The 17,541-nt window shown below is 73.8% G+C and carries 15 protein-coding genes and 1 tRNA gene; 11 read left to right on the forward strand and 5 right to left on the reverse strand.

Translation table 11 applies throughout. The features are described from left to right. A complete protein-coding gene (argS, locus tag Q7T15_RS06170; RefSeq protein WP_304694352.1) occupies nt 1-1,665 on the reverse strand; it encodes an arginine--tRNA ligase in 1,665 nt (554 codons plus the stop codon). A gap of 31 nt (nt 1,666-1,696) precedes the next feature. Continuing rightward, nucleotides 1,697-2,533: a transglutaminase family protein gene (locus Q7T15_RS06175; protein ID WP_304694354.1), complete on the reverse strand. Its 837-nt coding sequence runs from the start codon at nt 2,531-2,533 to the stop codon at nt 1,697-1,699. A 54-nt stretch (nt 2,534-2,587) separates the two neighbouring features. Between Q7T15_RS06175 and Q7T15_RS06180 the strand changes: the two genes are divergently transcribed. Beyond that, nucleotides 2,588-2,660 (forward strand) — tRNA-Arg (locus Q7T15_RS06180). Nucleotides 2,661-2,686: 26 nt separating this feature from the next. Here the strand turns inward: Q7T15_RS06180 and Q7T15_RS06185 are convergent. Further along, nucleotides 2,687-3,163: a RimK/LysX family protein gene (locus Q7T15_RS06185; RefSeq protein ID WP_304694356.1), complete on the reverse strand. Its 477-nt coding sequence runs from the start codon at nt 3,161-3,163 to the stop codon at nt 2,687-2,689. Nucleotides 3,164-3,188: 25 nt separating this feature from the next. On the opposite strand from Q7T15_RS06185, the gene rimK reads away from it, so the two are divergent. After that, nucleotides 3,189-4,409: a 30S ribosomal protein S6--L-glutamate ligase gene (gene rimK, locus Q7T15_RS06190; protein WP_304694358.1), complete on the forward strand. Its 1,221-nt coding sequence runs from the start codon at nt 3,189-3,191 to the stop codon at nt 4,407-4,409. Nucleotides 4,410-4,430: 21 nt separating this feature from the next. Here rimK and Q7T15_RS06195 read toward each other — a convergent pair whose 3' ends face one another. Further along, nucleotides 4,431-5,870 carry a helix-turn-helix domain-containing protein gene (locus Q7T15_RS06195; protein ID WP_304694360.1) on the reverse strand — a complete coding sequence of 480 codons (1,440 nt, stop codon included), beginning with the start codon at nt 5,868-5,870 and terminating at the stop codon, nt 4,431-4,433. A 116-nt stretch (nt 5,871-5,986) separates the two neighbouring features. Here Q7T15_RS06195 and Q7T15_RS06200 point away from each other — a divergent pair, with 116 nt between their 5' ends. From Q7T15_RS06200 to Q7T15_RS06240, 9 genes are all read left to right on the forward strand, one after another. Further along, a complete protein-coding gene (locus Q7T15_RS06200) occupies nt 5,987-7,846 on the forward strand; it encodes a phosphoenolpyruvate carboxykinase (GTP) (protein ID WP_304694362.1) in 1,860 nt (619 codons plus the stop codon). Nucleotides 7,847-7,955: 109 nt separating this feature from the next. Beyond that, nucleotides 7,956-10,070 carry a TPM domain-containing protein gene (locus tag Q7T15_RS06205; protein WP_304694364.1) on the forward strand — a complete coding sequence of 705 codons (2,115 nt, stop codon included), beginning with the start codon at nt 7,956-7,958 and terminating at the stop codon, nt 10,068-10,070. A gap of 73 nt (nt 10,071-10,143) precedes the next feature. Next, nucleotides 10,144-10,896, forward strand: coding sequence for a PspA/IM30 family protein (locus tag Q7T15_RS06210; protein WP_304694366.1), 753 nt, complete (start codon nt 10,144-10,146; stop codon nt 10,894-10,896). A 44-nt stretch (nt 10,897-10,940) separates the two neighbouring features. Continuing rightward, entirely contained in the window at nt 10,941-12,032 is a 1,092-nt protein-coding gene (locus tag Q7T15_RS06215; protein ID WP_304694381.1) for a heparan-alpha-glucosaminide N-acetyltransferase domain-containing protein, read from the forward strand. A 4-nt stretch (nt 12,033-12,036) separates the two neighbouring features. Then, nucleotides 12,037-12,882, forward strand: a complete 846-nt coding sequence (locus Q7T15_RS06220) for an arginase family protein (RefSeq protein ID WP_304694368.1) — start codon at nt 12,037-12,039, stop codon at nt 12,880-12,882. Between the two features lie 65 nt (nt 12,883-12,947). Beyond that, nucleotides 12,948-13,772: a crotonase/enoyl-CoA hydratase family protein gene (locus Q7T15_RS06225; protein ID WP_304694370.1), complete on the forward strand. Its 825-nt coding sequence runs from the start codon at nt 12,948-12,950 to the stop codon at nt 13,770-13,772. A gap of 10 nt (nt 13,773-13,782) precedes the next feature. After that, nucleotides 13,783-15,264 carry an NAD(P)/FAD-dependent oxidoreductase gene (locus Q7T15_RS06230; protein WP_304694372.1) on the forward strand — a complete coding sequence of 494 codons (1,482 nt, stop codon included), beginning with the start codon at nt 13,783-13,785 and terminating at the stop codon, nt 15,262-15,264. 56 nt (nt 15,265-15,320) lie between these two features. Next, nucleotides 15,321-15,761 carry a hypothetical protein gene (locus Q7T15_RS06235; protein WP_304694374.1) on the forward strand — a complete coding sequence of 147 codons (441 nt, stop codon included), beginning with the start codon at nt 15,321-15,323 and terminating at the stop codon, nt 15,759-15,761. Next, nucleotides 15,761-16,588: an SDR family NAD(P)-dependent oxidoreductase gene (locus Q7T15_RS06240; protein ID WP_304694375.1), complete on the forward strand. Its 828-nt coding sequence runs from the start codon at nt 15,761-15,763 to the stop codon at nt 16,586-16,588. The genes Q7T15_RS06235 and Q7T15_RS06240 overlap by 1 nt, the downstream gene beginning before the upstream one ends. 45 nt (nt 16,589-16,633) lie before the next feature. Here the strand turns inward: Q7T15_RS06240 and Q7T15_RS06245 are convergent. Then, a partial coding sequence (locus Q7T15_RS06245; protein ID WP_304694377.1) for an amidase occupies nt 16,634-17,541 on the reverse strand: 908 nt, incomplete at its 5' end.

Consider the following 17,541-nt stretch of genomic DNA (forward strand, 5'->3'; position numbering starts at 1 on the left):
TCACATCCGCTCGGGAGCCGACACACCGAGCAGGCCGAGGCCGTTGCGCAGCACCTGGCCGGTCGCATCGGCGAGGACGCGCCGCGCGTGATGGACGGGCTCTACCGGGTCGTCGCCGACCGGCGTCACGCGGCAGACGTCGTACCACCGGTGGAACGCCGCGGCGAGCTCCTCGAGGTACCGCGCGACGCGGTGCGGCTCGCGCAGGCTCGCGGCCTGGGCGACGATGCGCGGGAACTCCGCGAGGGCGCCGAGGAGGATGCTCTCGGTCTCGTCGGTCAGGAGCTCGGCGGCGAACAGCGAACCGTCGACGCCGGCAGCTGCGGCATTGCGCGCGACCTGGTGCGTGCGCGCGTGGGCGTACTGCACGTAGAAGACGGGGTTGTCATTCGTGCGCTTCTGCAGCAGCTCCGGGTCGAGCGTGAGCGGCGAGTCGGCCGGATACCGGGCGAGCGAGTAGCGCAGAGCATCCGTGCCCAGCCAGTCGCGCAGGTCGTCGAGCTCGATGATGTTGCCGGCGCGCTTGCTCAGGCGCGCGCCGTTGATGCTCACGAGCTGCCCGATGAGCACCTCGATGTCGTTCTCGGGGTCGTCGCCGGCCGCTCCCGCGAGCGCCTTGAGGCGGTGCACGTAGCCGTGGTGGTCCGCGCCGAGGAGGTAGATCGTGCGCGCGAAGCCGCGATCCTTCTTCGACAGGTAGTAGGCCGCGTCGGCGCCGAAGTACGTGTGGACGCCGTTGCCGCGCCGGATCACCCGATCCTTGTCGTCGCCGAAGTCGGTCGTGCGCACCCAGACGGCGTCGCCGTCGTCGAAGACGTGGCCCTGCGCCCGGAGGCGGTCGACCGCATCCTCGATCGCGGTGCGGCCGCCCTCGCCCGCCTCGTGCAGCGTGCGCTCGCTGAACCAGACGTCGAAGTGCACGTTGAAGCGCTCGAGCGATTCGCGGATCTCGCCCAGCTGCCAGCCGTAGGCGAGCTCGCGCGCGACGACCACGGCCTCCTCGCGCGGAAGGTCGGCGAGATCGGGGCGGGCCTCGAGCGCGCGGGCGCCGAGATCGGCGATGTACTGGCCGGGGTACGCGTTCTCGGGGGCGGGCTCGCCGAGCGCGGCGGCGAGCACGGATTCGCCGAACGTCTCCATCTGCGCGCCGGCGTCGTTGATGTAGAACTCGCTCGTGACCCGCGCGCCCGCCGCCTGCAGGACGCGCGCGAGCGAGTCGCCGAGAGCGGCCCAGCGGGTGTGCCCGATGTGGAGCGGCCCCGTCGGGTTCGCGGAGACGAACTCGAGGTTGATCGACTGACCGGCGAGCGCGTCGTTGCCGCCGTACGCGTCGCCCGCGGCGACGATCGCGGCCGCGAGCGCCCCGGCCGCGCCGGCCTCGAGGCGGATGTTGAGGAAGCCGGGCCCCGCGACCTCGACGCTCGCGACGCCCTCGATCGTGCCGAACGCGGCCGCGAGCTCCTCGGCGAGCGCGCGCGGGGCGAGCCCGATGCGCTTGGCGAGCTTGAGCGCGACGCTCGTCGCCCAGTCGCCGTGGTCGCGGTTCCGCGGGCGCTCGAGCGCGATGTCGCCGACCGAGAGGGAGGCCGCGACCGCGCCGTCGCGTCGCTCGACCGCGGCGGTGACGGCGGCGAGCAGAGACGAGGCGAGGAGGTCGGGATTCACCCTGGAATCCTACCGAGGCGGATCGGGGCGCTCAGCCGAGGGCGAGCAGCTCGGTCGGCCGCTCCGGCGCGAGCTCGCTCGCCGCGGCCCGCACCCGGACGGCGGTCAGCGCGAGCGCCGAGCCGTCGCTCGCGAGGTACGCGGTGTCCGCGGCATCCCGCCCCGTCGCGATGCGCAGCATCGACCGCCTCGGTGCGCGGCCCGTCGCGTCGAGCAGCAGCCACTCGTCGCCGACAGCGACCTCGACGACCGCGTGGAAGTCCATGGGCTCGAGCCCCGGCGCGTAGACGGAGACCACGCGCGCGGGCAGATCGGTCGCGCGCAGGAGCCCCGCGACGACGTGCGCGAAATCGCGGCAGACCCCCTGGCCTGCCTGCAGCGGCTCGGCGATGCCGTCGGTGGGTCGAGTCGACGCCCAGGAGTACTCGAGAGCGCCCGCCACCGCCTCGCGCACGGCACCGACGCGCTCGAGCGGCGGCAGGGTCGCGAACGCCCCCACGACCTCCTCGTCGACGAGCGCGGGCAGGATGTCGCTCTGCACGTATCGGCTCGGGCGCACGTCGAGGATCCGCTCGAGCGGCGTGACCGCCGCCGGCAGGGCGCGCCCGCGGACCGTCGCCTCGTACTCGACGCGGAGCGTGCCCGCGGGCGCGTCGACGGTGTGCCACCGCGTGCCGACGGGGCCCGGATGCTCCGCGACGTCGAGCGCGCGGCCGTCGACCGCGACGTGCAGGCGCTCCGATCGCGACAGGCCATCCGCGTCGGCGACGGCGATTGCGAGCACGAGCGCCGCCGGCTCGCCGAGCACTCCCTCGAGCGCGCATCCGACCTCGCGGACGAGCGCGGTGCGGACCGACGCCGGCGTCATGGGCACATGCTCGCACGGCGCCGCGTCCGCGGGGAACCCGCTAGGCTGACTCTCGCCTCCGTAGCTCAGGGGATAGAGCATCAGTTTCCGGTACTGAGGGCCGCAGGTTCGAATCCTGTCGGGGGCGCGAGAAATCTCTTCTGTTCGGCCGGGTCACCGGCCCCGGTTGGCGCGGCGCACCTCTTTGGGCGCGCGGCCGCCGAGGAACGACCGGGCCGAGTCGACCACGAAGCCGTGACGCAGCGCCTGACGGCCGATGAGCATCCGGAACCCCATCGTGTCGCGATTGCTCAGCGTGACCTCCGTCGTCACGGGGCGCCCCATGATGGCGACGTCCATGAGGACGACGAGGCGCTCCTCGACGTGGCCCGACGAGCTGCGCACGCTGCGGCGGTCGTGCACGGGGCATTCGACGAGCACGGCGTCGTCGGCCGACTCCTGCCAGGGGCGGATCCGGAACCGCACGCGCTCATCCGCGCCCTCGCCGACGAGCTCGACGTCGTAGGCGTGCACCGACGACGTGCGCGCGCCCGTGTCGAGCTTCGCCTTGATCCAGGGGATGCCCGCGCTGGGCACGGCGATCCACTCTCGCCATCCGGCGATGGTGATTGAATGGGCGGACTCCGTCACACCCTCATCTTGTCAGGGGCGCTCCATGAAACTCGCCATCCTCTCGCGTGCCCCGCACTCGTACTCCACGCAGCGGCTGCGCGCAGCCGCCGAGCAACGCGGTCACCGCGTCAAGGTGCTCAACACGCTGCGCTTCGCCGTCGACCTCACCGGCCCCGAGCCCGACCTCAACTACCGAGGCAAGCCGCTGTCGACCTACGACGCGATCCTGCCCCGCATCGGCAACTCGATCACCTATTTCGGCACCGCCGTCGTGCGCCAGTTCGAGCAGATGGACGTCTTCACCCCCAACACCTCCAACGGCATCAGCAACGCCCGCGACAAGCTGCGAGCCACGCAGATCCTGAGCCGACACGGCATCGGGATGCCCGCCACGGCCTTCGTGCGCAATCGCGCCGATGTGCGCCCCGCGATCGAGCGCGTGGGCGGTGCCCCCGTCGTCATCAAGCTTCTCGAGGGCACGCAGGGAATCGGCGTCATCCTCGCCCCCCAGGCCAAGGTCGCCGAGGCGATCATCGAGACGCTGCACTCGACGAACCAGAACGTGCTCATCCAGCAGTTCATCTCGGAGAGCCGCGGCCGCGACATCCGAGCCCTCGTCGTCGGCGACCGCGTCGTCGCCGCGATGCGCCGCACCGCGGAGGGCGACGAGTTCCGCTCGAACGTGCACCGCGGCGGCTCGGTCGAGGCGGTGTCGCTCACGCCCGAGTACGAGCGTGCGGCCGTGCGCTCGGCCCAGATCATGGGGCTCCGCGTCGCGGGCGTCGACATGCTCGAGGGCAACGACGGGCCGCTCGTCATGGAGGTCAACTCCTCCCCCGGCCTCGAGGGCATCGAGCGCGCGACGACGCTCGATGTCGCCGGCGCGATCATCGACTACATCGCGCACGAGGTCGCGTTCCCCGACATCGACGTCCGGCAGCGGCTCGCCGTCTCGACGGGCTACGGCGTCGCCGAGCTCGTCGTCCACGCGGGCGCGGACATCGTCGGCAAGACCCTCGGCGAGTCGGGCATCCTCGATCGCGACATCACGGTGCTCACCCTCAATCGCGGCACGACCGTCATTCCGAACCCCCGCGCGCGGCAGGAGCTGCACGCGGAGGACCGCCTGCTGTGCTTCGGGAAGATGGACGAGATGCGGTCGATGACGCCGCGCCGCCGCCGCCGCGCGTCCGTCCGCCGCCTCCCGAAGGGCGCGGCCGACGCGGCGCAGGGCGCGACGCCCGCGGCGGCGATCGAGGGCTGAGGTCGGGCACCGCCCGCGCTGTCAGTCGTCGACGCGCTCGGCGTGCGCCTCGAGGAAGCGGTAGAGCTCCTGGTCGTCGACGCCGGGGAAGGTTCCGCTCGGCAACGGCGACAGGATGTGCGCGTGCAGCTTCGCGCTCGTCCACGCCTTGCCCCGCCAACGGCTCGAGAGGTCGCCCGAGGGCCGACGGCAGCACGCGGGATCGGGACACGTCGAGACGCGGCGGTTGGTGGTCTCGCGCCCGCGGAACCACTTGGACTGCGCGAAGGGCACGCCGACCGTGATCGAGAACTCGTCGCTCGCGCTCGTCCCCGTCTGCGTCGACTCCCAGAAGGTGCCCTCGGGCGTGTCGGTGTACTGGTAGAACTCCGTCGTCCGGTTGGTGCGCGTGAACGCGACGCGCGCGCTCCAGTGGCGGCACACGAGCTGGCCCTCGACCGAGCCGGTGACGTCGACGGGCAGGCGGAGCCCGTCGTTCTCGTACGCCTTGTACACCGCGCCGTCGTCGCCGACGCGCAGGAAGTGCAGCGTGAGGTCGAGGTGCGAGGTCGCGAGGTTCGTCAGGCGCAGCGCCGCCGCCTCGTGGGTGACGCCGAACGCGTCGCGGAAGTCCTCGACCGCGATGTTGCGATCGGCCTTGGCCTGCGAGAGGAACGCCACGGACTGCTCGCGCGGCATGAGGCACGCGGCGGCGAAGTAGTTGATCTCGAGCCGCTGGCGCAGGAACTCGGCGTAGGTGCGGGGCACCTCGTGGCTGAGCAGCCGGTGCGCGATCGCCTGCAGCGCCATCGACCGGAGGCCGTGCCCGCCCGGGATCGATGCCGGCGGGAGGTAGATGCGCCCGTTCTCCAGGTCGATGACCGAGCGGGCCGAGTGCGGGAGGTCGCCGACGTGCACGAGCTCGAACCCGAGCTTCTTCGCCATGAGGCCGACCTCGCGGTGCGTGAGGGCGCCGGTCGTGTGGCCCGTCTCGCGCACCGTCCGCTCGGCGAGCTCCTCGATGTCGGGCAGGTAGTTGTCGAGGGTGCGCATGCGGTGGCGGAGCTCGGTGTTGGCGCGTCGCGCCTCCTCCGGCGTCGCGATCGTCTGGCGCTCGCGCTCGACGAGCTCGCGATGGAGGCCGACGAGGGCCTCGAGCACCTCATCGCTCATCGCGCGCGACGCGCGCACAGCGGGAAGCCCGAGCGAGGCGTAGAGGGTCGACCGCTGGGCCCGCTCGAGCTCGATCTCGAGCGCGGCGCGATGCGACGGGGGCGTCTCCTCCAGAAGATCGGCGAGCGCAACGCCGAGCGCCTCGGCGATCGCCGTGAGGAGGGTGATGCGCGGCTCGCGGCGCCCGTTCTCCATGAGCGAGAGCTGACTGCCCGCGACGCCCACGCGCTCGCCGAGCTGATCGAGAGTGAGGCCGGCTGCCGACCGGAAGTGGCGGATGCGCTGGCCGAGGGTGACGAGGTCGCTCATGCCTTGACAATACCGAAAGAACAGCCGTTCTTTAAGCCCTGACCGCGGATAACCCCGTCTTCTGGGGGGACATCATTGGCGTAACAGGGATTCCTTCCCAGGACGGAGAGACGAACATGACGCTGCTCGACCACCCGCGCACCGATTCCCCGCTCGAGGCGGCTCCCGCATCCCCCGCCGGCTCGAGCGCGCAGCGCCCCGCCGATGTCGTCGCCTGGGTCGCCGAGCTCGCCGAGCTCATGGAGCCCGCCGACATCCACTGGTGCGACGGGTCGACGCGCGAGCGCCACGAGCTCCTGCAGCTCCTCGTCGCCAACGGCACCCTCGAGCAGCTGAACCCCGAGCTGCGCCCCTACTCCTTCCTCGCGCGCTCGCACGAGGCCGATGTCGCCCGCCTCGAGTCGCGCACGTTCATCTGCTCGGCCGAGCAGATCGACGCCGGCCCGACCAACAACTGGGCCGACCCCGAGCGCATGCGCGCCGAGCTCACCGACCTCCTGCGCGGCTCGATGCGGGGGCGCACGATGTACGTCATGCCGTTCTCGATGGGCCCCATCGGCTCGCCCATGGCGAAGCTCGGCGTGCAGGTCACGGACTCTCCCTACGTCGTGGTGAGCACGGGCACGATGACCCGCATGGGCACCGCCGCTCTCGACCAGATCGCCGCGGGCGCCGAGTGGGTCCCCGCGATCCACAGCGTCGGGGCGCCCCTCTCGCCGGGCGAGAAGGACGTCGCCTGGCCCTGCAACGACACCAAGTACATCGTGCACTTCCCCGAGACGCGCGAGATCTTCTCCTACGGCTCCGCCTACGGCGGCAACGCCATCCTCGCCAAGAAGGCCTTCGCGCTGCGCATCGCCTCCGTCCAGGCGCGCGACGAGGGCTGGCTCGCCGAGCACATGCTGCTCATCAAGGTCACCGCGCCCTCGGGCAAGGCGTACCACCTCGCGGCCGCGTTCCCGAGCGCGTGCGGCAAGACCAACCTCGCGATGCTCGCGCCGAGCATCCCGGGCTGGACGATCGAGACGATCGGCGACGACATCGCCTGGCTGCGCATCGGCGCGGACGGCCGCCTGCGCGCGATCAACCCGGAGGCGGGCTTCTTCGGCGTCGCCCCCGGCACGAGCGCGAAGACCAATCCGACGGCGATGGACACCCTCTGGGGCAACACCGTCTTCACGAACGTCGCCAAGACCGAGGACGGCGACGTGTGGTGGGAGGGCATGACCTCCACCCCGCCCGCGCACCTCACGGACTGGCGCGGCAACGCGTGGACGCCCGACTCCGGCGTCCCGGCCGCCCACCCGAACTCCCGCTTCACCGTGTCCGCCCGTCAGTGCCCGTCCATCGCGAGCACGTGGGAGGACCCGGAGGGCGTCGTCATCGACGCCATCATCTTCGGCGGCCGCCGAGCGACGAACGTGCCCTTGGTGGTAGAGGCGCGCGATTGGGATCACGGCGTTTTCCTGGGCGCCACGATCGCATCGGAGCAGACGGCGGCCGCCGAAGGCACTGTGGGCGAGCTGCGTCGCGACCCGTTCGCGATGCTGCCGTTCTGCGGCTACAACATGGGCGACTACTTCGCCCACTGGCTCGACTTCGGTCGTCGCCTGCGCCGCTCCGCCCGTGTGCCGCGCGTGTTCCAGGTCAACTGGTTCCGCAAGGGTGCCGACGGCTCGTTCCTGTGGCCGGGCTTCGGCGACAACGCCCGCGTTCTGCAGTGGATGGTCGAGCGCCTCGAGGGCACCGCGGGCGCCGAGGACTCGCCCCTCGGCTCGATCCCGACCGCCGACGGTCTCAACCTCGAGGGCCTGGACATCGCGGAGGACCGCCTGAGCGAGCTCTTCGCCCAGGACAAGCAGGCCCTGCGCGCCGAGGCCGACGACATCGAGGAGTTCTTCGGGACCTTCGGCGACCGGATGCCCGCGGAGCTCGACCGTCAGCTCGAGCTGCTGCGCCGCCGCCTGGCCGACTGAGCGAGCCCGCTGAGAGATCTCGGCGCGCCGTCGTCGAGCATCGCTAGACTCACCGGCACCATCGGCGCCGCAGGCGACCGGGGCGGTGACGGCGAGTCGGAGGGCATTCATGAGCGTGGTCGACGGGTCGCGCAGGCGGTCGCCGCTCACAGCACTGGCGGTGAGCGCGATCGCGGGAACCGCCCTGTCGATCGCTCTCGCGCAGCCGGCCGCGGCATCCGAGCCTCTCGATCTCGACGGCGCCTACGTCCTCGACTCCGCGGGGGCCCTCGGCGGTGAGACCGCTCGCGTCGAGCGCGCGCTCGACGAGCTCTTCGACGAGACCGGAGCCGGCCTTTTCGTCGTCGTGACCGATCGCTTCGAAGGCGCCGCCGACAGCTTCGACTGGGCCGAGCAATCGGCCGTGCTCTCCTCCCTCGGCGACCGCGACACCCTCCTGGCGATCTCGGTCGACGAGCGCGCGTACGCCTTCTCCTACGGCCCGGACTGGCCGGTCGACGGCGCGGTCGCCGAGCGCGCCGAGGTCGACCGCCTCGTGCCCGCACTGCGCGACGACCGCTTCGCCGACGCGATCGTCGCGTACGCCGACGCGCTGGCCATGAGCGGCCCGGGCGGCTCGAGCGACGAGGGCCCGACGGGCGACGACGCCGAGGGCGGGGATGCCGGAGGCGGCGGCATCCCGCTCGTCGCGATCATCGCGGGGCTCGCCGTCATCGCGCTCCTTGTGTGGATCGTCATGCGCGCTCGACGCCGCTCCCGCGGTGCGGCAGGCGGAGGCCCCGGCGAGGTCGCGGGCCCGCCCGCCCCGAGCGTCGAGGAGCTCGATCGCACCGCGGCTCGACGTCTCGTGCAGCTCGACGATGCGCTCACCACGAGCGAGCAGGAGCTGGGGTTCGCCGAGGCGCAGTTCGGCGGAGAGACGGTCGCCGGGTTCCGCACCGCGCTCGACGGCGCTCGCGAGCGCGTCGCGGAGGCCTTCCGCCTGCGGCGCACCCTCGACGACGCCCAGCCCGACCCCGAGCCCGCTCGCCGCGCGACGCTCGAGCGCATCGGCGCTCTCCTCGACGAAGCGGATGACCTGCTCGAGGAGCAGGAGGAGGCGTTCGACGCGCTCCGCGACGTCGAGCAGTCGCTGCCCGACGCTCTCGGCGCCCTCCGGTCGGCCGAGGTCGACCTCGAGGCCCGAACGGTGGCCGCCGCGGCGACCCTCGATCGACTGCGGGCCGAGTACGCCCCGGACGCGATCGCGGCGATCGCCGACACTCCGGCGCAGGCCGCTCGACTGCTCGCCCTCGTTCGCGAGGAGATCCTCGACGCCGAGGCGAAGTCGACCGCGGGCGCGACGGGCGAGGCGGCCGTGGCCGTGCGCTCGGGCCAGCTCGCGGCCTCCCAGCTCGGAGGCTCCCTCGACGCCGTCGACCGGCTCGCCAACGAGCTCGCCGAGGCGCGGTCGAGTCTCGTCGCCCAGCGCGCCGACCTCCGCTCGGGCCTGCAGGCCGCGGCGGCTCTCCCCGCCGAGGCGACCGTGAGCGCGGCCGCCGCGAGCGCGGAGCGCGCCCTCCGGGCGAGCGAAGGAGGAGAGGCCGACCCCGTCGACGCCCTTCAGGCCCTCGTCCTCGCCGACCGACGTCTCGACGAGGCGCTCGCGACCGCGCGAGCGGTGGGTGAGCGCCGACAGGCCGCGGCCGCCGCGCTCGATCGCAGCCTCGCCGCCGCCCGCAGTCGCATCCTGAGCACCGCCGAGTACATCGCCGCGCACCGCGGCGGCGTCGGCGCGACCGCGCGCTCCGCCCTCGCGGAGGCGCAGGCGCAGCTCGACGCGGCTCTGCGCGCCCCCGTCGACCAGCCCGAGCAGGCCGTTCAGGCGGCGCAGCGCGCCGCCGAGCTCGCCGGCCAGGCCCTTCGTCAGGCGGAGGCCGACGTGTCATCCACCATGAGCGGCGGCGCACCGGTCGGGCTCCCGGGCTTCCCCGGCGGGCTCCTCGGCGGCGGACGGTCGGGCGGCGGGCTCGGCGAGGCCATCATCGGCGGGCTCATCGGCGGCCTGCTGAGCGGCGGTGGCTCACGAGGCGGGTTCGGCGGCGGAGGCTTCGGGGGCGGAGGCTTCCCCGGCGGCTTCGGCGGCGGCTCCCCCACGTTCGGCTCCTCCCGGCGCTCCGGCGGCGGCGGCTTCAGCGGCGGCTCGCGCTCGAGCGGGCGGCGCAGCGGGGGCGGACGATTCTGAGCAGCACCCCTCACGACGCACACGGCCCCGATCGCTCGATCACGGGCATCCCCGACAGAAAGGCAGCACGAGAATGACGAAGCAATCGATCTTCGGCCGCATCGCCCAGCTCGCCCGGGCGAACATCAACGCCCTCCTCGATGCGGCGGAGGACCCGCAGACGATGCTCGACCAGATGGTGCGCGACTACTCCTCGAGCATCCAGGAGGCCGAGGCCGCGATCGCGCAGACGATCGGCAACCTGCGCCTGCTCGAGCAGGACCACGCGGAGGACGTCGCCGCCGCGCAGGACTGGGGCCGCAAGGCCGCGGCCGCGAGCGCGAAGGCCGACGAGCTGCGCACGAGCGGGAACACCGCCGATGCCGACCGGTTCGACACCCTCGCGAAGGTCGCCCTCGGCCGCCAGCTCGCCGCCGAGAACGAGGCGAAGGGGGTCGAGCCGACGATCGCCGCGCAGACCGAGATCGTCGCGAAGCTCAAGACGGGCCTCGAGCAGATGCGCGGCAAGCTCGGCGAGCTCGCATCCAAGCGCGACGAGCTCGTGGCGCGGTCGAAGATCGCCGACGCGCAGTCGCAGGTTCTCGACGCCGTGAAGAGCATCGACATCCTCGACCCGACGAGCGAGCTCGGCCGCTTCGAGGAGAAGGTCCGCCGCGAGGAGGCCCGCGTCATGGGCCAGCAGGAGCTCGCCGCCTCGAGCCTCGACGCGCAGTTCGAGAGCCTCGACGACGCGAGCGAGTCCGCCGAGATCGAGGCGCGCCTGGCCGCCCTCAAGCTCGGGTCGTCCGGCTCGACCTCGCCCTCGCCCTCGGCGATCGAGGGCTGACGCCGCTGATCGCCGCCGACCGCACCGACACCGACCGCACCGCCATCGACCCCCGTCCGCGCTGGGCGGGGGTCGATGCCGCGCGCGGTCTCGCGGTGCTCGGCATGATCGCGGCCCACACGGTTCCCCGCCCGGGCGGGCTCGGCGCCGAGGAGCTCGTCGTCGACGGCCGCCCCTCCCTGCTGTTCGCGCTCGTCGCGGGCGTCGCGCTCGGCCTCATGACGGGCCAGGATGCTCCGCCTCCCGCCGGCGCGCGCTCCGAGCCACGGCTGCGCCTCGTCATCCGCGCCCTGGCGCTCCTGGCCGCGGGCATCCTCCTGTGGCTCCTGCCGCACGGCATCGCGGTCATCCTCGACTACTACGGCGTGATGTTCCTGCTCATGGTCCCGCTGCTGTTCCTGCCGCGCTGGGGGCTCGCGCTCGTCGCGGCGACGGTGCTCGTCGTCGCGCCCGCGCTGCGGGACGCGGTCGTGCGCGCGGGGGCTCCCGAGCAGGAGCCGGCCGCGACGGTCGTCGACTACCTGCTCACGGGGTGGTACCCCGCCCTGCTGTGGGTGCCGGTCCTCGCCGTCGGGCTCCTCGCCGCGCGCTCCGGGCTCGCACGGCGGCGCGTCCGTCTCGCGCTCGTGCTCGGCGGGGCGACCGCGAGCGTCGCGGGCTACGGCGCGGGGGCGCTCCTCCCACGGATCCCGACCGGCGCGGGCCTCGGCCTCGACGACGTCACCGCCGAGGCGCACTCCGGCACGATCGCCGAGCTGCTCGGCTCGGGCGGACTCGCGGCGGCCGTGCTCGGACTCCTGCTGATCGCGCTCGACCCCGTGGGTCCGGCGCGCATCGGGCGCGGGGCGGGCCGGGGAGCGACGGCGCTCCGGCTCGTCCTCGAGCCGCTGCGCGCCCTCGGCCGCGTCGCGCTCACCGTCTACGTCGGCCACGTGCTCGTGATCGCGGCGCTCTCGCCGCTCGGCGGCGCGGGTCGCTTCGAGGGCGTCGTGGGATGGGGCATCCTCATCGTGCTCTCGGTCGCGGGGGTCGCCATCGGTCTCGCGTGCGAGGCGCTCGGGCGGCGCGGCCCCCTCGAGGCCGCGCTCTCGGGTCTTGCGGCCCTCCCCTTCCGTCCGGCTCGAGTGACAGACTGACCCCATGGCAGCGCATTTCGTGGTGGTCCCCCAGTGGCAGGGCTCGGGCGCCGAGCGCGCGATGCGCCTCGTCGACGGGGCGGAGGCGATCCGCGGCGACCTGCCCGCGAGCGCGACGACGGTCATCGAGGTGCCGCTCGAGGCCGGTGACGCCGAGCAGACGGGCATCCATCGCTGGAGCTCACTGAGGATCGTGCGCGAGCGGCAGACGGCCGCGCTCGCCGCGATCGACGGGACGGCGATCACGATCGGCGGCGACTGCGGGGTCGAGCTCGCGGCGGTCGAGCACGTCGCGCGAGCGGGTCGCACCGTCCTCGTCTGGGCCGACGCTCATGCCGACCTCAACACGCCCACGAGCTCCCCGTCCGGCGCCTTCCACGGCATGGTGCTGCGCTCGATCATCGACCACGGGCTCGTCGCCCCCGCCGACGTCCTCCTCGTCGGCGCGCGCGACCTCGACCCCGCCGAGGAGCACGCGGCCGAGTCGCTCGGGATCGCGCACGTCCCGATCGGCGATGTCGGCGCCGCGGTCGCCGAGCGTGCGGCCGAGGGCGCCACCGAGCTCTACATCCACGTCGACCTCGACGTCATCGATCCGGCGGAGTTCGGCGGGGTCGGGTTCCCGACGCCGTTCGGCACGACCGTCTCCGAGCTCGTCGCCGCGATCGGGGCGGCGCGCGCCGCCCTCCCGCTCTCGGGAGCGGGCGTCACCGAGTTCGCCCCCGCGAGCGCGGAGGACGCGGGCGACGACCTGCCGAGCATCCTGCGCGTGATCTCGGCGCTCACGAGGCCGGCCCCCGCCGCCGATGCGGCACCAGCTCGCCGGACGGAAGCTCCGCCGGCGGCCTGATGCGGGCGGTGGGCGCTGTCGAGCGACCCCTCGCGAGCACGGCGCCGATGGCTAGAGTGGCGCGCATGTCCGACTCTCCCGCATCCTCCGCCGACGGCACGACCGGCGCGCCGCGCCGCGTCACGATCGAGCGCGACGGCCACCTGCTCCTCATCGGCCTCGATCGCGTCGACAAGCGCAACGCCGCCGACCTCGCGATGCTCCAGCAGCTCGCGCTCGCGTACGGCGAGCTCGACCGTGACGAGGAAGCCCGCGTCGGCGTCGTCTTCGCCCACGGCGACCACTTCACCGGCGGGCTCGACCTCGGCGACATCGCCCCGCGCGTGGGCCCTGAGGGCCTCGCGATGGTGCCCGAGGGCGGCCTCGACCCCTGGGGCGTGCAGGGTCCGCGCGTGCGCAAGCCCGTCGTCCTCGCGGTGCAGGGCACGTGCCTCACCCTCGGCATCGAGCTCGCCCTCGCGAGCGACGTCGTCGTCGCCGCGAGCGACACCTCGTTCTCGCAGCTCGAGGTCGCGCGCGCGATCCTCCCGTTCGGCGGCGCGACTCTCCGCTTCCCCGCCGTCGCCGGCTGGAGCAACGCGATGCGCTGGATGCTCACGGGCGACCGCTTCGACGCCGTCGACGCCGCGCGCATGGGCATCGTGTCCGAGATCGTCGAGCCGGGCGAGCAGCTCGCCCGGGCCGTCGAGCTCGCGCACCGCATCTCCGTCCAGGCGCCGCTCGCCGTCCAGGCGACCCTCGAGAACGCCCGCCTCGCCGTCGCCGAGGGCCCGGGAGCCGCGGCCGCCCGCCTGCAGGGCGAGCTCGTCCGCCTGATGCAGACCGAGGATGCCCGCATCGGCATGGAGGCCTTCCTCCGTCGCGAGACCCCCCGCTTCGTCGGCCGATAGGAGCCGCACCATGACCCAGCCGCCCCGCCCCCTCACGACCACGGCCGCGACGAGCGCGCCGACCGAGGAGGAGTACGACCTCATCGTCATCGGCGCCGGCGCCGTCGGCGAGAACGTCGCCGATCGCGCGGTGCAGGGCGGGCTGACCGCGGTCATCATCGAGAGCGAGCTCGTGGGCGGCGAGTGCTCGTACTGGGCGTGCATGCCGTCGAAGGCGCTCGTGCGCTCGGTCTCGGCGCTGCGCGCCGCACGCGCCGTCCCCGGGGCGCGGGAGGCGGTCTCTGGGCCGCTCGACGTCGCCGCCGTGCTCGCGCGACGCGACGCCGTCGCGAGCCACTGGGACGACGCGGGGCAGGTGCGCTGGCTCGAGAGCGCGGGCATCGCGCTCGTGCGGGGCGAAGCGAGGCTCGACGGCGCGAAGCGGGTCGTCGTGACGGCGCCCGACGGCGCCGAGCGGGTCGTGATCGCCCGCAGCGCCGTCGCGATCTGCACGGGGTCGGACGCGGCGATCCCGGGCATCCCGGGCCTCGCCGAGTCGGCGCCGTGGGCCTCGCGGGAGGCGACGAGCGCGGAGCACGTGCCCGAGCGGCTCGCGATCATCGGCGGCGGCGTGGTCGGCTGCGAGATGGCGACGGCGTACGCGGGTCTGGGCTCGCGCGTGACCCTGCTCAGCCGCGGCCGACTGCTGTCGAATCTCGAGGAGTTCGCGAGCGAGCTCGTGACCGAGCGGCTGCGCGACGACGGGGTGACGGTGCTGGCGGGCGCCTCGCCCGCGCGCGTCGACCGGGCCGCCGACGGCACGGTGTCGATCGCGCTCGAGGGCGATGCCGCCCCGATCGAGGCCGACGAGGTGCTCGTGGCGACGGGCCGCCGCCCGCGCACCGACCGGCTCGGCCTCGAGACGATCGGACTCGCGGCCGGCGAGTGGCTGCGCGTCGACGACACCCTCCGGGTCGAGGGCCACGACTGGCTGTACGCGGTCGGCGACGTGAACCATCGCGCGCTCCTGACGCACCAGGGCAAGTACCAGGCGCGCGCCGCGGGCGACGTGATCGCCGCCCGCGCGCGCGGCGAGCAGGTCGACGACACCGCGTGGGGGCCGTACGTCGCGACCGCCGATCACGACGCGGTGCCATCGGTCGCGTTCACCTCGCCCGAGGTCGCCTCGGTGGGGCTGACCGCCGCGGGTGCCGCCGAGCGCGGGCTCGCCGTGCGCGTCGCCGACTACGAGCTCGGGCACGTCGCGGGCGCGAGCCTGCATGCGGACGGGTACCGGGGCCGCGCGCGGCTGGTCATCGACGACGAGCGCGATGTGGTGATCGGCTTCACGGCCGTGGGCGACGATGTCGCCGAGCTCGTGCACGCCGCGACGATCGCGATCGTCGGCGAGGTGCCGGTCAGCCGGCTGCAGCACGCCGTGCCGTCGTACCCGACGATGAGCGAGATCTGGCTGCGGCTGCTCGAGACCGACCGCGCACAGCGGCGCGGCTGACTCCCCAACCGGGACGACCTCCCCGCCGCGTCACGAGCACCTGCTAGGAATGGCACATGCCCGTCGACCGGCCCCGCACCGTCGGCACGGCGCCGAGTCGCGCCGCGCGCGTCGTCGGTGCGCTCGGACGCGTACGGTGGCTGCGCCGGCTGGGCCTCCATCCCGTCGTGGCGCTCCCCGGCTACGCTCTCGTCTCCGCCCTCGCGCTCGTCTGGGGGGCCGTCCTCAGCGGCTTCCGCGTCGAGCGCCGCGGGGGCGTCATCGTGTGCGCCGGCCTGCCCCGCTGGGCCTTCGGGCGCGGAGGCACGACGCTCGGCGCCGTCTACCTCACGCGCGACGCGCTGAGCACGAGCGTTCTCGAGCACGAGGCCGCGCACCGCGCCCAGTGGCGCCGGTACGGCCTCGCGATGATCCCCCTCTACCTCGCCGCGGGGCGCGACCCGCTGCGCAACCGCTTCGAGATCGACGCGGGCCTGAAGTCGGGCGGGTACGTCTGATGCGCACGGTCGTCGTCACGGGAGCGAGCTCGGGCCTCGGCGCCGCCGCGGTCGTCGAGCTCGCGCGCCGCGACTGGCAGGTCGCGGTCGTGGGCCGCGACGCGGAGCGGACGGCGGCGGTCGCCGCGCGCGCGGGGGGCATCCCCTTCATCGCCGATTTCGACGACCTCGACCAGGTGCGCGCGCTCGCGGACGACCTGCTCGCGCGATTCCCGCGGATCGACGCGCTCGTCAACAACGCCGGCGGCATCGTGAGCCGCCGCTCGACGACGGTCGACGGCAACGAGACGACGCTGCAGCGGAACGTGCTCGCCGCGGCCCTCCTCACCGAGCTGCTCGCCCCGCGACTGAGCGCCGCGCGCGACACCGGCCGCATCGTGCTCACCTCGAGCGTGCTCAATCGGCTCGGCGGGCTGCGCCTCGACGATCTCGACTTCGTCGATCGCCGCTACGGGGCCGGCTGGCGGGCCTACGGTGCGAGCAAGCTCGCGACGATCCTCTACGCGCGCTCGCTCGTCGCGCGCACGGGCCTCGAGGCGTACGCGTTCCACCCGGGGTACGTCCGCAGCGGCTTCGGCGCGGAGTCTCGCACCGCCCGCCTCCTGCAGCTCGTGACCGGCTCGATGCAGATCTCGCCCGAGGCGGGTGCCGCGCCCCTCGTGCATCTCGTCGACACCCCCGAGCTCGGCGTGCCCAACGGCACCTACTTCGACGGTCTCGACCCGCTCGGCGCCACGCACCCGAGCGCGGGCGACGCGCGCCTCGCCGACGAGCTGTGGCAGGCGATCGCGCGCCGCATCGACGTGCCGGCGGCCGTGGAGCGCTGACGCGCCTCGCCGACGTCGCGCCGCCCGATCACCACTGCGGCCCGATCACCACTGGGGCGGGTGCAGGCGCGTGCGGCGCCGGCGCTCCCACTGCGCGCCGAGAGCGAGCAGGTCGGCCTCGCCGCCCGGCCGGCCGATCAGCTGGATGCCCATGGGCAGCCCGGGCTCGCTCGAGCCGCTCGGCGTGAGGCCGACGGGCAGGGTGAGGGCGGGGAGTCCGCTCACGTTGACGAAGCTCGTCCACGGCGTGTACTGGACCTGCTGCTCGAAGTTGCGCTCGGCATCCGCCGCGTCGTACCAGCCGAGCGGGCGCGGCGTCATCGCGACCGCGGGCGTGAGGACGACATCGACGCTCGAGAAGCGGCGGATGACGCGGCGCTCGAAGCTCGTCAGCCACGCGAGCGCCTCGACGAGCCGCTCGGCGGGCAGGGCCCGGCCCCGCTCGACGAGCCACGCGGTGAGCGGCTCGAGGAGGGCGAGCTCGTCATCGGTGCGCGCGGGGATCCCGGACGCGCCCGCCATCCAGATCGTGCGGAAGTGCGTGCCGTAGTCGGGCTCGGGGTCGAGCGCGAGCTCCTCGACGCCGTGCCCAAGGGCGGCGAGCTCGCCGATCGCCTCGTCGAGCACCGCTCCGGCCTCGGGAGCGATGCGGATGTCCGCCCAGGCGTCCCACGGTGATGTCGTCATGAAGCCGAGCTGGAACCTGCCCTCCCCGCGCACCGCCGCACCGAGGAACGGGCCGTCGTGCGGGCTCGGCGCGCGCGTCGCGAACTCCCAGGGGGCGGCCGCGACGAGCGCATCGAGCATGAGCGCGGCATCCGCCACCGTTCGCGCGATCGGGCCGGGCACGACGAGGCCGGCGAGGCGATCGAGCCCGCTTCCCGCGGGAAGCCGGCCGCGGGACGGCTTGAGGCCCACGAGCCCGCACGCGGCGGCGGGGATGCGGATGCTGC

The sequence above is a fragment of the Microcella sp. genome (genome assembly GCF_030645145.1).
Taxonomy (GTDB): domain Bacteria; phylum Actinomycetota; class Actinomycetes; order Actinomycetales; family Microbacteriaceae; genus Microcella.